Annotated in this window: 11 protein-coding genes and 2 pseudogenes; 3 read left to right on the forward strand and 10 right to left on the reverse strand. The window is 53.4% G+C overall.

Going from position 1 to position 13,947, the window contains the following annotated elements; all coding sequences use genetic code 11:
* Positions 1 to 2: 2 nt before the first annotated feature.
* Positions 3 to 1,150 (reverse strand): IS3 family transposase gene (locus MX657_RS22640; RefSeq protein ID WP_159413223.1). Its coding sequence is split into 2 segments (ribosomal slippage): positions 3 to 913 and positions 913 to 1,150, totalling 1,149 coding nucleotides; the frame shifts between segments, so codons are not numbered across the junction.
* Positions 1,151 to 1,220: 70 nt separating this feature from the next.
* On the opposite strand from MX657_RS22640, the pseudogene MX657_RS22645 reads away from it, so the two are divergent.
* Positions 1,221 to 1,433, forward strand: a pseudogene (locus MX657_RS22645) (integrase core domain-containing protein); the annotation flags it as partial.
* 282 nt (positions 1,434 to 1,715) lie between these two features.
* Here MX657_RS22645 and MX657_RS22650 read toward each other — a convergent pair.
* The 6 genes and pseudogenes from MX657_RS22650 to MX657_RS22675 form a co-directional block, all read right to left on the reverse strand.
* Positions 1,716 to 2,135: a helix-turn-helix domain-containing protein gene (locus MX657_RS22650; protein ID WP_102752378.1), complete on the reverse strand. Its 420-nt coding sequence runs from the start codon at positions 2,133 to 2,135 to the stop codon at positions 1,716 to 1,718.
* Positions 2,132 to 2,443, reverse strand: a complete 312-nt coding sequence (locus MX657_RS22655; RefSeq protein WP_045898923.1) for a type II toxin-antitoxin system HigB family toxin — start codon at positions 2,441 to 2,443, stop codon at positions 2,132 to 2,134. Before MX657_RS22655 ends, MX657_RS22650 begins: the two co-directional genes overlap by 4 nt.
* 747 nt (positions 2,444 to 3,190) lie before the next feature.
* Positions 3,191 to 3,433, reverse strand: a pseudogene (locus MX657_RS22660) (Rid family hydrolase); the annotation flags it as partial.
* A gap of 153 nt (positions 3,434 to 3,586) precedes the next feature.
* Positions 3,587 to 4,855 (reverse strand): MFS transporter, encoded by a 1,269-nt coding sequence (locus MX657_RS22665; RefSeq protein WP_346808606.1) that lies wholly within the window; start codon positions 4,853 to 4,855, stop codon positions 3,587 to 3,589.
* Positions 4,845 to 5,561 (reverse strand): zinc-binding dehydrogenase, encoded by a 717-nt coding sequence (locus tag MX657_RS22670; RefSeq protein WP_234888890.1) that lies wholly within the window; start codon positions 5,559 to 5,561, stop codon positions 4,845 to 4,847. The genes MX657_RS22665 and MX657_RS22670 overlap by 11 nt, the downstream gene beginning before the upstream one ends.
* 263 nt (positions 5,562 to 5,824) lie before the next feature.
* Positions 5,825 to 7,342, reverse strand: coding sequence for an FAD-dependent oxidoreductase (locus tag MX657_RS22675; protein WP_102752376.1), 1,518 nt, complete (start codon positions 7,340 to 7,342; stop codon positions 5,825 to 5,827).
* 44 nt (positions 7,343 to 7,386) lie between these two features.
* Here MX657_RS22675 and MX657_RS22680 point away from each other — a divergent pair, with 44 nt between their 5' ends.
* A complete protein-coding gene (locus MX657_RS22680) occupies positions 7,387 to 7,869 on the forward strand; it encodes a MarR family winged helix-turn-helix transcriptional regulator (protein ID WP_102752375.1) in 483 nt (160 codons plus the stop codon).
* 262 nt (positions 7,870 to 8,131) lie between these two features.
* Complete coding sequence (locus MX657_RS22685) at positions 8,132 to 8,287, forward strand: hypothetical protein (RefSeq protein ID WP_180978482.1); 156 nt, start codon at positions 8,132 to 8,134, stop codon at positions 8,285 to 8,287.
* A 153-nt stretch (positions 8,288 to 8,440) separates the two neighbouring features.
* Here MX657_RS22685 and MX657_RS22690 read toward each other — a convergent pair.
* From MX657_RS22690 to sopA, 3 genes are all read right to left on the reverse strand, one after another.
* Positions 8,441 to 9,138, reverse strand: a protein-coding gene (locus MX657_RS22690) for an IS1 family transposase (protein WP_261300409.1) whose coding sequence is annotated in 2 segments (ribosomal slippage) — positions 8,441 to 8,889 and positions 8,889 to 9,138 — 699 coding nt in all. Because the reading frame shifts where the segments join, the coding sequence is not laid out codon by codon here.
* 2,496 nt (positions 9,139 to 11,634) lie between these two features.
* Positions 11,635 to 12,588: a ParB/RepB/Spo0J family plasmid partition protein gene (locus tag MX657_RS22695; RefSeq protein WP_102752373.1), complete on the reverse strand. Its 954-nt coding sequence runs from the start codon at positions 12,586 to 12,588 to the stop codon at positions 11,635 to 11,637.
* Positions 12,588 to 13,754, reverse strand: coding sequence for a plasmid-partitioning protein SopA (gene sopA / locus MX657_RS22700; protein ID WP_046889172.1), 1,167 nt, complete (start codon positions 13,752 to 13,754; stop codon positions 12,588 to 12,590). Before sopA ends, MX657_RS22695 begins: the two co-directional genes overlap by 1 nt.
* Between the last annotated feature and the right edge of the window lie 193 nt (positions 13,755 to 13,947).

Here is a 13,947-nt window from a genome sequence, read left to right on the forward strand (position 1 = left end):
ATCTAGACACTTCCTAGCCGTTGATAATACTGGTTTTCATATTCTGTCGGTGACATCTGATCGCTGGAACCATGCCGACGCTTACTGTTATAAAACATTTTGATGTAATCAAAAATATCGCTGCGGGCTTCTTCCCGCGTTCCGTAGCTCTTTTTCTTTATCCGTTCGCGTTTCAACAACTGGAAAAAGCTTTCTGCAACCGCATTATCATGGCAGTTACCGCGACGGCTCATGCTGCCCTCCAGGCCGTGTGATTTCAGGAACGACTGCCACTCATGGCTTGTGTACTGACTGCCCTGATCCGAATGAACCAGCACCTGTTTTTGGGGATTACGGCGCCATACAGCCATCAGCAGTGCGTTCAGGACAATGTCCTTTGTCATCCGGGATTGCATGGACCAGCCGATAATTTTGCGTGAGAACAGATCAACAACCACGGCAAGATACAGCCAGCCTTCGTGGGTCCTGATGTAGGTTATGTCCGTTACCCAACGCTTATCCGGAGCATCCGGATTGAACTGTCGCTGGAGCCTGTTGGGCGACACGATACTGGCCTCGCCTTTACGTGCCCGCGGGCTCCGGTATCCGACCTGAGCCTTTATCCCGACACGTTTCATCAGTCGCCAGACTCTGTTCACTCCGCACTGTTGCCCGCTGTCCCGCAGATCCAGATGGATTTTGCGATAACCATAGACGCATCCCGATTCCAGCCAGAACTGTTTAATCTGTCCTGTCAGTCTCAGGTCTGCCTGATGGCGTTGTGAATGCGGCTGCTGAAGCCAGGCGTAAAAACCACTGGGATGAACATCCAGCACCCGACAGAGCAGGCGAACAGGCCAGCAACAGGTGTTGTCACGGATAAAGGCGTACCTCAGTCGGACAGCTTTGCGAAGTACGCCGCGGCTTTTTTTAATATGTCCCGTTCGTCGGTAACCCGCTTCAGCTCTTTCTGGAGACGGCGGATCTCGGCCTGAGCATCTGACTGTTCTTTATTAGCGGAAGAATCCGGACCGTACTTCTTTATCCAGGCGTAAAGGCTGTGGGTGGTGATATCGAGACGTGTTGCAACGCTGGCAACAGAATAACCGCGATCAACAACCTGTTTGACTGCTTCAGTTTTAAACTCTTCGGGATAACGCTTACCGCTCATGGGCACCTCTCTTTAAGCCATCTTAAATGACTCTGAGGTGTCTGTTAAACCCGTGGCGATTCAGGCCAAAGAACACGGCGTGATGCTCGAATTTATCAAGCCGGGGAAGCCTACACAAAATGCTTTTATCGAACGGTTCAACCGGACATACCGGACTGAAATCCTTGATTTTTACCTGTTCAAAACACTGAATGAAGTACGGGAAATTACAGAGCGCTGGCTGATGGAATATAACAACGAGCAGCCTCATGAATCCCTGAACAACCTGACGCCGGAAGAGTACCGGCTGATGGCTGAAAAAACGGAACTCTCAAAAAGTGCGTGGAACAAAAGCTGGGGTGCTTACACCCAGTTGACTAAAGCCAGAAAATTCTCTGATAACCAGAAGAAGCTTGCCGCCAAGAAAGAGACAGCGTTACAGAAAGAGGAAGAGGAAGAGAAAAACAAGGGACTGGAGCAGTTGGCTGATCAGTTCGCGTTGGAAAAGCAGCCGTTCATTGACGCTCTGGCGATTGCAGGAAAATCACCAGAGCAGCAGAGAAGATGTTTATGGGCTACGTGACAGTCAAAGGAACCACTCTGGTTTGACACCAAAACGAGCAGACAGCGCCTTAATGTGCATGATTGTCAGTGACCGCTGACCAGAGAGAATCTGGCTAACCAGCGATTTAGAGCCGATCTCCTCCTTAAGGTCAGAATAAGACAGCCTGTACTGGTCAATCAGGGTGCGCAGAAGGGCAACGCCGACCGGCATTTCAGCGATAGCCTTGTTGAATTCAGCGAAACGAGGGCTGTTATCCTCATAGTCAGCAATTTTACTCGCAAGGAAGTCAATAAGCGGGTTCTCGTCGTCGTTTTCGATCAGATAGTCCACCAACTCCATCGCTTCGCGGTAATCGCTCTCGGACGAACTGCCCCCCAGGAAGGGGACAGCAGCTATGAGTTGTTTGGTTGCTTCAATGGCTTTTGCAGTGTCGGTAATCATTCTTTGTTCTCCCTGTAATAGCGGGTCAACTTGTCGTAATCAGCGTGGGTGGCGATGTGCTTCACATAGAAGCGTTTATTCACGAAATTGATATAGGCGATAACCCTCAAGTTGTTGCCCCCTACATCCAACACCCACCACTTATTACGATACTTAAAATTGTCCAGGCTCGGTATCAGCGTTCGCATCTCAGCTGGAGAAGAGAAGTCCGTCTCGCGGACTAAGCGGTACAGCGCCCGAACGGCTAACGAATCGTTGGGATATTGCTTTGCCGCTTCTTCAAAAGGCTCTTTTGAAATTACGTGCATCTTGCGGTCGTTCCATCCGTTTACATTATGTGAACATAATAGCACCGCCCTTAACCGTTTACAATATGTGAACAATGGTGTTTTCCCCTACATAGCGGCTATGTCTTTTCCTGAGCGCAGAGAGCTGGTTTACAGCGCCGGAAGTCTCGTCTTAATGCGGACCTCGACCGTTAGCAATGGATGATTGATAAGGAATCACTGTGGTAAAAGCAAAACCTGTACCACTCAAATACCGTCCTATCATATGTGCGCTCAAAGATTAGGGTCTTGAGGATGAAATCCTTTTAATCCGAACGGGTAGGTCACTTGAGAAAATTAAGCTAATTAAGAATAAAGGTAAGCGCCATGGAAAATCCAATAGAGGTCCAGGTTGGCCAATTGTGGGAGGAAATAGATCCGGATTTTATTAACGAGGCTCACATTCCTGGTATTGCCATCGATGGATGAGCCTAAAGGCATACAGTTCGCAAATACATAAGCTGGGCGTCAGCATCCCGTTTTAATGGTAAACATGATGTGTTATAGACGAGATTTTTATCTGCTATGGCGCAAAGCGAATTTTATATTTAAACGTGGCCCAACTATAACTTTGACCTGCCCCCTTTGTGACAGACAGGAATATCTTGTCAGAAAACTTAACAGGGCTGGCTTCTCACTGTGCATCCACCGCTTACAGCGATCTAATCGTCTGTCAGAGCCAGACCCCCGTTTAGCTTTTCCCCATGATATCTGCGCAGGAGATGTCCATTACTGATGTGCCGAAACCCGTACAATTACCTTAATTTCAAAATTAAACCCCGCCAGCCATGTCACATTTTGTGCCGTTCAACTCGGAAAAGGAGGCTTAGGGAAAATCGTTTGTTTCATCTGCATAATTATTGAAAGTGGATTTTCCGGGTCTGAATGAAAGGTTGTAAAATCAATCAGATCGTCAAACGTATATCCGGTTGCGGCAAGCGTCGCCTTAAGGTTATCAAAGACAAGCTGTACCCAGATACAGGCACCCGCCAGGGAGGCGGATGTCACAGCCTCCTTCCTGCTCCTCTTGGCCTGTTAACTGGTTTCCGGTTGATACCCCTCTTTAATATAAAATTATGTGCCAGCCCCTTTCTGACTCCGCCTTCCTGACAGCCTGCCGGATGGTTATTCACCTGCCTGTGTTCTGACCCCGGTCTTAGCCGCAACCGCCTCCGGAATACCCTTGGGGAGATATATCAACGCCATGACGGCCCCGGCAATGGCGGCGGATACGGCTGTGCCGAGCCAGATACCGTAAAGTGCGTAGCCGAGAATAAATCCACCCAGCAGGGGTGAGAATATGTCCGTGACTGCGTTCATAGCCTGCGCACTTCCCAGCACGACACCCTGTCGTTCCGGTGGAGCGTGAACGGACAGCGCAGCAAGATAGGTGGGCTTCGCCAGCGCATCTCCCGTACTGATGCACAGCACCGCAAGGGCCAGTACCGGGATAGTGCCGGCAAGGCCGGCAACCACGAACCCGCAACCGATTAACGTAAAGATGAGAAGAATCAGATTCCGCTCCGTAACATATCTGCTCAGCCAGCCCAGCAGGAATATCTGGACGAGGACATTGATGATGCCATCCGCCATAATGATATAACTGAGCTGTTTTGTTCCGAACGCATGACCCTCCCAGATAAACGTTTCCCCGAGAAAAACAGGCATCTGTGAACTGTACAGGCCGTAAGCAAAACAGTGACACAGCATCACAATAATCAGGGTACGGATCACGGGCGACATCAGCACGGCCCTGAACGAAACGCCTGCTGAACCGGCATCTTTCACCGGTAGGGAAACCACCGGGCCGTTGTCGGGCAGGAAGAACGTCACGATGGCGGCGACAAGGGTCAGGATGACGGCAGCAAATAAAGGCGTGGCAAGTGAGTATTCTGATAACAGACCGGAAAGAGCTGCCCCGACAATGCCGCCCAGCCCCACGCTCCCGGTCAGGATACCCATAGTCTGGCGCCGGTACGCCGGCAGGGTATATTCGGCGATACAGGCCGCCGCAACCGGGATATTCCCGGCAGTCATTCCGAACAGGGCCCGGGCAAACATGACCATGACGATCCCCGGCTCAACCGCAAGCATAAGCAGGCTGACGGAGCCGGTAAGCTGACTGACCAGCAATATTCTTTTACGTCCGAAACGATCAGACAGCTGGCCCAGCACGGGCGCGGAGGTGAACTGGCTCAGGGCTTCGGTGGCCACGACCATCCCCAGAGTGAACGGAGAACCGCCCATGTCGCGCACGTAGAAGGGTAACACCGGCAGAACGGCGGCCATCCCAGCTGCATACAGGCTGACTATCACGTAAACCGGCAGACACCGCTGCCATTCCTGGCTGCTCATTCTGTCTCTGGCCGTTTTCGGCGAGCGATCAGTTGCCATCACCCTCACCCCCGGTATCCATAGTAAAGACGGTACGGCACATGCTGTCATCCCGGAGCCATGCCTGGTCAAAGTCTGAGAAAGGAACCGGGCTGCAGGCGATGTGAAGCCCGGCAGGAACGGTGGCGAGCAGCACTTCACCGGCTATGTCCATCAGGCGTTGCATGGGGACACTGCCATGGCCGCTGCCCATGATTTGCGTCGCTGAGGCCCGCAGAACCGAGCCGGGTAGCGTGATTTCCTGAGCAGAAACTGAACCGACCTGGACGTAGCGCAGGGGGAACGCTTCCCGGCCGGCTCTGGCGGCGGCCATCAACAGGTCCTCAGCGCTCGGGCCCCACAGATAGTCAATGACAATATCGACGCCCTCACGGAACGCCTGCAGGAATTTCATTTCATGCTTCCGGGTATCCGCATCAAGCTGAATGGTTACATCCGCCCCGAGCGCCTCAACGTCCCTGAGAGCGCAGACGTTTCGACCGGTGGCGATAATGCGGCCTGCGCCGAGGTGACGGGCTATCTGTACTGCAAGTCGCCCTGACGTACCGGTGGACCCGTTAACAAGCACGGTTTCGCCGGGCTTCAGCCCGGCGCGTTCAGTCAGGGCCATCCAGGATGACAGGCCGGGATTGACGATAGCGGCAGCAGTCAGATCATCAACCTCGTCAGGCACGGGCACGCATAACGCAGGATCTGCCACGGTCATGTCAGCCAGACTCCCGTGGGGTGCGCGTGGTAGTGCAAAATAAACCCGGCGACCATCACTGAGCAGTCCCACACCATCGATTCCGGCTGTAAAAGGATAACTCGTATCTGAACTGTAGTGTTTACCTGCCGCCTTGGCCCTGACAACATGGCTGATCGCGGCAGCCTTTACCCGGATAATATGTTCATTACCCACGGCAACAGGAATATCAGATTCCCTCAGAACGGGTACCTTTCCCTCTGCGGACACAAACGCTGCTCTCATCATAAGCGCACCCCCGCCAGGGAAGATCCCATGCCAGCCATATATAAATCGAGTTCAGCAATAAGATCGGTGTGAAGGAATGCGCCGATATACCCGTCAGGGCGAATAAGCACACATTCGCCGGGGCTGAGTCCGTAGGCATCGCGAATCTCTCCCCGGCTGTCGATGATGTCGCCCCCCGGCCCGATATAATGAATGTGCAGCCCTGGGCGTGACCGGATGTTCACCTCACGGGCTTCACAGACCAGCAGTGTCCAGTGCGTCCCCCGGAATAACAGGAACAGGCGTGAAGGCTGACCCGCAGCACCACAGAACCCCGCATCCGGAGCACGGTCACCCGCCCGCAAACCCGCCTTACGCTCCGGTCGCTCTTTTGACAGCGGCGACCCCGGATAGCCCGTATCAAGCTGGCTGACCTCTCGCCCACGGCGGAACGTTCCCTTCCGCCGGTGCTCATCGAGCAGGCGGGTGGACAGGCCCAGCATGTCTGCGGCAACTGGGCGGCGTTCAGTCTCATAGCTGTTGAGAAGATCCTCCTGTGCGCCGTGCAGCACGGCGGCCAGCTTCCAGCCCAGATTGTACGCGTCCTGCACGCTGGTATTAAGGCCCTGCCCACCGGTCGGGGGGTGCACATGGGCGGCATCGCCGGCAATGAATACTCTGCCCACGCGATAGCGTCTGGCGAGCCGTGCTCTCATCCGGTAATCCGAGGCCCACGCCACCGCCTGCACGATGATGTCCTGTCGCCCCGTACGTGCGCCAGTCAGCGCGGTCAGCCCTGCGGCAGACAGGTCAGCCGGTGCATCTGCCGCGACCGGGGCCTGTATCTGAAAGAGGTCGGTTCCCGCAAGCGGACAAAATGTAAGCATGCGCTGCATATTGCCCCCGCCGAACTGATGCCAGACATCACGGCTGAGTCCGGTTAATGCGACATCAGCCACAAGGGCATGCACATCTAGTGTTTTTCCGGGAAAATCCACGCCCAGCGTCTTCCTCACCAGGCTTCCTCCCCCGTCCGTGCCGACCAGATAGCTGGCATGGACCATACTTTCCCTGCCATCCGGTCCTGCCAGACGGGCGGTAACATGCGATTCTTTTTGCACGAAATCAGTCAGCATAAGGCCGAACTCCACCCGGTGCCCCAGCTCATTAAGTCGTTCACGCAGAATACGCTCGGTGATGAACTGCGGAACCATCAAGGGAAGATGGTAGGGCTCTTCAGATGTCGGACTGACCTGCACAGCGATATCAGACTCGGTGTAGCTGCCGTCGTCGAAATAACTGCGCTGTCGCGGGTACCGGCCTCCGGCTGCCACCACCTTGTCCAGGATACCCATGTCTTCGAATACCTCCTGAGTCCGTGGCTGAATACCTTTCCCGCGCGAACCCGGAAAGGGGACAGGCATTTTTTCGATGAGCCGGAATGTGATACCGCGGCGTGCCAGCTCAACGGCGAGGGTCAGGCCACATGCACCGGCTCCGCAAATCAGTACGTCGATCCTGGAATGGCTTGTCATAAGAACTCCAATATGTGTATTATGCACTTAACCGGAGTCATGCTATGTCATCAAATAAAAAAGTGCAAGATACACATATTTCAGAGCAGATGAAGATAATTCACGGTGCGCTGCTGACAATCGTGAGTGTTATGAACCAGCCGCGTAATGATGAAAAACTCATCGGAGAAGCGGGGATCAAACTCGAACGCGCGCTCTTTTCTGTGCTCGTCGGGATCGAAAGGCTTGGACCAATAGGTGTGGTTGAACTGGCTGAGCGAACAGGAAGGGACTACACCACCATCAGCCGACAGGTCGCAAAACTGGAAAAAATGGCGTTAGTGGTGCGCCGTGAGAGCGAGGCCGATCGCCGTGTGCGTGAAGCGGTTATCTCTCCCGAAGGCAGGGCGATGACAGCACGTATTGATACGGCGCGTGAACGGCTGGGCAATGCAGTCTTCCGGGACTGGAGCCCGGATGAAATGGAAACGTTTGTACGGCTAATCAGGAGATTTGCCGATGCGCTGGAATCTGAAACTGAAGACTGACAGCAGATAGTCAATCCTCAGCAGCACACAATACATGACGGGTTATATGCAGAATCAACCTCTTCCGGATGCTGTGAAGGTATGAAAACAGGTAGGTACATCCGTATCAGGCCTGTTCGCATTAAACGCTTTAATTCCAAGAGTTTGACTTTTCCTTAGCGGGTGTAATTGCAGAAATGACCACAGAACCCTGACAGTGCTGCGCGAGATGGATACGGAACACAATCATCTTCTGAGTTGCCTGCTGAGGCGCAGCCGCTGCATGAGCAGGGCGGCCTGCCTGACCGCCACCGCCGAACACCTGGCGGAACAGCCGGAGAATACGAAAGCGGAGCTGAAGGAATCCCGGGAGGATGGTCACGCCCTGCAGGCCGAGCTGCTGACCCTGGATCGCGGCGACGGACAAGCGAAGAAATGAGAGAGGAAAAGTTTGAGGACGCAAACTTTTATCGCCGCCTCGCCCTCTTATTGCGCGCCGACTTCATGGTTCTGACGTAACCAGAGCTGCTGGCTAATGTCACGTCAAAAGCCGGCAAAGGAACCTTAACGGACAGGTGGTAATGACTCCAACTTACTGATAGTGTTTTATGTTCAGATAATGCCCGATGACCTTGTCATGCAGTTCCACCGATTTTGAGAACGACAGTGACTTCCGTCCCAGCCTTGCCAGATGTTGTCTCAGATTCAGGTTATGTCGCTCAATGCGCTGAGTGTAACGCTTGCTGATAACGTGCAGCTTTCCCTTCAGGCGTGATTCATACAGCGGCCAGCCATCCGTCATCCATACCACGACCTCAAAGGCCGACAGCAGGCTCAGAAGACGCTCCAGTGTGGCCAGAGTGCGTTCACCGAAGACGTGCGCCACAACCGTCCTCCGTATCCTGTCATACGCGTAAAACAGCCAGCGCCGACGTGATTTAGCACCGACGTAGCCCCACTGTTCGTCCATTTCAGCGCAGACAATCACATCACTGCCCGGTTGTATGCGCGAGGTTACCGACTGCGGCCTGAGTTTTTTAAGTGACGTAAAACCGTGTTGAGGCCAACGCCCATAATGCGTGCACTGGCGCGACATCCGACGCCATTCATGGCCATATCAATGATTTTCTGATGCGTACCGGGCTGAGAGGCGGTGTAAGTGAACTGTAGTTGCCATGTTTTACGGCAATGAGAGCAGAGATAGCGCTGATGTCCGGCAGTGCTTTTGCCGTTACGCACCACGCCTTCAGTAGCGGAGCAGGAAGGACATCTGATGGAAATGGAAGCCACGCAAGCACCTTAAAATCACCATCATACACTAAATCAGTAAGTTGGCAGCATTACCAACCCTGTCTAAACGGTTCAGGTGCATATGTCCTGAAGTTGTAACCAGTCATGATGTGCGCCGTACTATCGGGTAGTCCGCCCTCTCCCCTGCCCTGCGTGTCCCGACAGCACGCAGGGGCCAGGCACGGTCAATGACGTGTCCCCGTCGAAGAGGCAGTGTCGTGGCCGTCATCCGGTGGGTCATCAACAGAAAACTCACGCCCCGCACCTGATGAAAAATCGCACATCAATACTATGAAATTCAATAAGATACTTACGTTACCCCTTCAGAATTTAACCGGGAACAGGATAAGATTTCACTGACCTGACTCCTCTGTACGACATCGCGAGTGAAAGCCGAAACCCCATATCGGATGCCCCCGCCGCCGCCCCTGCCCGGTGTCTGGCATACCCTGGTAAGAATGCTCTTCATAGACGACGGTCCTGTTTCGGGCAACGCTCCTGTGCGTTTGTATCCGTCGACTGTGCTGAAGAGAACCCAAAAGTGGGACCGTGGTCCCAGCGACGCGTTGTCTTTTAAAGACGTCTACACGGTAACCTGAACTGTCATATCGGATATATCCTTTACTCAGGACTGGTTCCCGGTCTCCCCTCACCTCCCTCCCGGGAACCTTTATGCTCCCTCATTCCGGGCTATCCTGCCATGTTCGCTGGCGGCAGGTACCGACTCTTACACAAAGCAAAAAGTGGTTTTTTATGCTCTCGTTTCAGGAGGAAAAATTCCGGCTGGCTTGCATAAAATGTATCATTGTAAAAACGTGGTCTGTGCACATAAAAAGCAGACGGATTTTCAAAGGGAATGAATGTTTAGCCTTCAGGAGGGACCGCGGTCCCAACCTCCCCTGGACGGTCATGAGGTTACGATATGTCGCGCTGATGCATGGCGCGTGAATTAAGCCTTATGGGAGTCACCCGGCCTATCCCGGATGCGTGCCGATTTTTTACGATAAAGACCGACTGCACGGTCGTACTGTGTCTATTTCAGTTCCGGAAGAGGCTGGACGGTATTGCGCATAATCACAGGTTGATACGTTTTTGCAGGTGTAGAAAAGTGGCTATCCACGTTGAACACGCCTAGCCACCGGGACCATGGTCCCGGCACCAGGCATACCTTAACCCATCATTTTCTACAACAGAACAGGGTTCTTTCATCCCACCATACCCTGTCTTCTGATTTCAGGTTCCCTGTGAGCACGGACACGTTAAAAGGAGTGATTAGACGATGATGCGCCTCATTGCAAATGTTCAAAAAGCATAGTTGTCACCAGGATACCAGAGTACAACGTGGGACCGTGGTCCCAATGGGATAAGAAACGCCATGGGTTTTTATGCATCACATTGTGATGACGAAATCATGTCGAGGCAGTACGTGTTGTTAAACGGTATGCCGTCAATCAGTCCCCAAAAAAGATGTTCTGACCCTGGAGTGATCGTACAGCCACTCCCGCACGCTTTCTGTTTGTCTGAAATCCCTGTTGCCAGATGTCCAAACAAGTCGCGTTCAAATCCTCAGATGTCAGCAGGAGTACCTGGGACCATGGTCCCAGGTATCTGATATAACATAAGCGCCAGTCTTACAGAAACGAGACGTTACTCTCTGAACTGGCACAGCAATACGTGTTCTTGACCAGATTCAGCCCTGGCGCAGATCCATCTAAAGCAGACGACTGAAGGAGTGTCATGCGTTTCAGGTCATGAGGAACATGCCGTTCATCACTGGCTTTAAATACCGGTGGGACCAGGGTCCCGGCATGAAGGCCGTTTAAAGTTCCATGCGATCGACACGCTGGTGTGACTCAAACAGGATGGTGCTGCCGGGCTGAATAACAAGCGTTCTGCAGTACCACAGCGGATGAGGCCAAACGCCTTAGACACCCGTTCGCTGTACTCAAGGTTGGGATAACAAAAGGGCACGAACCATGCCACTGGGACCGTGGTCCCGGTTGTTTCTTCGGCAATCTGATTAATTAAAAATACCGTGAAAAGAAGGGCGTACGAATCTGTCCCTCATTGAGTCTCTGCAGGCAAAGGGTATGTATAGCCTCAGACAGCGAGAGGAAGGACTATAGACCCTACAGATAAAACTGTGTCGTCAGACGAATTTTCGCGTCGCGCTGACGCCTGTAAATGTCACTCTGCAGACCAAACCGCTTGCAGCTGGGACCATGGTCCCAGCTACGTGCATCCTAAGCAGGTCAGGTTTACGGCCTGTAAGCTTATGAAGAGAATGAGATTATTACTGCTCGCAGCTTATAGCGAATTGCCCAGGTGTTGTTGCCCGGCGATAATTTACACTTTGAACGGAACCTGGAGGGCAGGGGAGTGAACATGTGGGACCGCGGTCCCAACCTGTGGGAAATCGGGATGCATAGGGCACTGGATCGCTTCATGTCAGAAAAAAGGGGCCCCGAAGGGCCCCTCTATAAAGGTACGGCTGGATCATTTGAGCGTGCTGAGCAGCGTCTCAATCTGTTCAACGACATGCTCCGGCAGAAGTGAGCGGTCCAGCTGGAACACGACCTTGTTCCCTTTATAAATAGCCGTTGCGCCTTTAACAATTTCCTGTCGGGTCGAGGGGGCCGTGCGCCTGACTGGCTCCGCCTTCAGGCTGTTATTCAGGGCCTGAATGACCTCATCGGCTTCAAAAATGACCCCGGCCGTTTTCCGTTCGGCCAGCTGATGAATCTGCTCCCGGAGCAGATCTTCTTTCTCGCTGAAACTTTTTTGCAGGGCATCACCGGCGCGGGCAGAGAGTTCCCCAGGATGAGAGAAGAGGGCGATCAGCTCCTTCGGCAGCTTCGCGGTATTGATGCATCGCGTAATGATTTTACGCGAGATGTTCTCTGCCGCTGCCAGAGAAGAAATATTGCCACCGAACTCGCTGCACAGACGGGTGGCATAGCGTTTACCCCGTTCGTAGGCACTGGTCGGCCGATAATCATTTCCCAGTTTGCACAGCGCATCCATCTGCTCGTCGTCCAGATCGCCGACAAGAATCCGGTAATCGCTGGCGGTCAGGATCGCCGTTTTGCGACGACGACTGCCGTCCGCCACCTCAATACCTTCTTCAACACGTCGACCAAAGGCCGGATTCTGCTGGCCGGTCAGCAGAAAAGAGGGGATCAGGTCATCCAGAGATTCTTCAGTGAGCAAGTCCTGGTCGCGCTCATTGCCTGCCCAGACGCGGGTGGTACTTTCCACGACATTGCCCGGAACCGTTTCAAGCGTAAATTTGACGTCACGGCCACAAACAGGGATCAGAATGGAGTTTCCACGCGCCATCGCCCCCACGCGGGCAATCAGAGAATCCACCATGGGCGCTGCTGGCGCCTGTTCCGTTTCAACAGGGGTTGCAGGGACGGTTGTTTTACGGATCACCGGTGCACGCTTCATTATCTCATCTCCCAGCGAGGCTTAATCAGACGGTCAAAAATTTCATTGCAGACAGGCTCCCAGATGGCCAGCGCGTTTCGCCAGGCCCCGGTAGAAGAACGCTGATCGATGGCCTGTTCAAAGACCGTGCGCATACGGATCTGGCCTTTACCCACTTCATCAGTTTCCCGGACAACGTTTTTCAGCACCATGCCGCCCCAGGCATCGCGGATCTGCTCTTCCATCCACGGAGACTGGGAGCCATTGTTGTTACTGTATTTGGTCAGCAGAATACGTACATCCGGCTCGAACCCTTTCAGATCGACGTTCTTCAGCAGATCGCGCAGCATGTCGAAGAACTGCAGGGCAGAGGTGTAGTCGAACAGCTCGGCTGGCGTCGGGACAATGAGAACATCCGCGGCGCAGACCACGTTGATGGTCCCGATCCCCAGGTTCGGGGCGCTGTCAATCACGATGACATCATAATCATGGGCTACCGTTTCAATGGCCAGACGCAGCATCAGATGAGGATCGGTGGGCAGTTTGCCTTCATCATAGCGGCCCATCAGCTCGGTCTCGATACGGTGGAGCGCCAGACAGGAAGGAATAATGTCCAGACCCGGCCAGCAGGTCGGTTTGACGGCGTAGCTGGCATCATCCCGTTCACCCAGATAAAAAGGTAACAGGGTATCTTCGGCGTGAATATGAAGATCGGGTACCCATCCGTGATACATCGAGGCGGTCCCCTGCGGGTCGTTCCCCTCCACCAGCAGAACCCGCAACCCTTTCAGCGCCAGATCCTGGGCAAGGTGAACGGAAACCGATGTCTTGTAGACCCCGCCTTTATGGGCGGCGACACCGATCACCGGGGGAAAGGTATCTTCAGATCGTCGCAGTCGGGTGCCAAACACATCCCGCATGTGGTTGATCTGCTCGATCGTATACCCGACACGCTGTTCGACGCGGCCTCGGGTTTCCATATCAGGGTGGGGGAGACGCCCGGCTTTTTCCGCATCACGGATGGCCTGAGAAGAAACGCCAACCAGATCGGCCGCTTCACCGATACGCCAGCGTCGCGTGATTTTTCTGGCTTCCGGGCTGTCATCATTGAATTGTGCAACAGCAATCGCTTTTGTCATTTCATGCCCAGCCGAAATGCACTGGTTCAGAGTATCCATCAGTCCCATAGTGAACATCCTTTAATCATCGCTTTGCGCCATTTTATTAAATCTTGGATATTAATGCAAAGCATCAGTTTATATGCAAACCACCAATAAAACTGCAAAGTTCAGTCAAAGCTGCAAAGTTGATCGCGTTTTATACACTTTACCGTATCTGCCGGAGCGGTACGTCATGCCTGAGTCATCTTTTTGCATACCG

It is taken from the genome of Enterobacter chuandaensis, from assembly GCF_039718975.1.
Lineage (GTDB): Bacteria > Pseudomonadota > Gammaproteobacteria > Enterobacterales > Enterobacteriaceae > Enterobacter > Enterobacter chuandaensis.

Excerpts from the sequence above, each read along its gene's own strand:
- MX657_RS22680 (WP_102752375.1), top strand. The coding sequence starts at position 7,387 with ATGTCATCAAATAAAAAAGTGCAAGATACACATATTTCAGAGCAGATG.
- MX657_RS22655 (WP_045898923.1), bottom strand. The coding sequence starts at position 2,443 with ATGCACGTAATTTCAAAAGAGCCTTTTGAAGAAGCGGCAAAGCAATAT.
- MX657_RS22650 (WP_102752378.1), bottom strand. The coding sequence starts at position 2,135 with ATGATTACCGACACTGCAAAAGCCATTGAAGCAACCAAACAACTCATA.
- MX657_RS22670 (WP_234888890.1), bottom strand. The coding sequence starts at position 5,561 with ATGACCGTGGCAGATCCTGCGTTATGCGTGCCCGTGCCTGACGAGGTT.
- sopA (WP_046889172.1), bottom strand. The coding sequence starts at position 13,754 with ATGGGACTGATGGATACTCTGAACCAGTGCATTTCGGCTGGGCATGAA.
- MX657_RS22685 (WP_180978482.1), top strand. The coding sequence starts at position 8,132 with ATGAGCAGGGCGGCCTGCCTGACCGCCACCGCCGAACACCTGGCGGAA.
- MX657_RS22675 (WP_102752376.1), bottom strand. The coding sequence starts at position 7,342 with ATGACAAGCCATTCCAGGATCGACGTACTGATTTGCGGAGCCGGTGCA.
- MX657_RS22695 (WP_102752373.1), bottom strand. The coding sequence starts at position 12,588 with ATGAAGCGTGCACCGGTGATCCGTAAAACAACCGTCCCTGCAACCCCT.
- MX657_RS22665 (WP_346808606.1), bottom strand. The coding sequence starts at position 4,855 with ATGGCAACTGATCGCTCGCCGAAAACGGCCAGAGACAGAATGAGCAGC.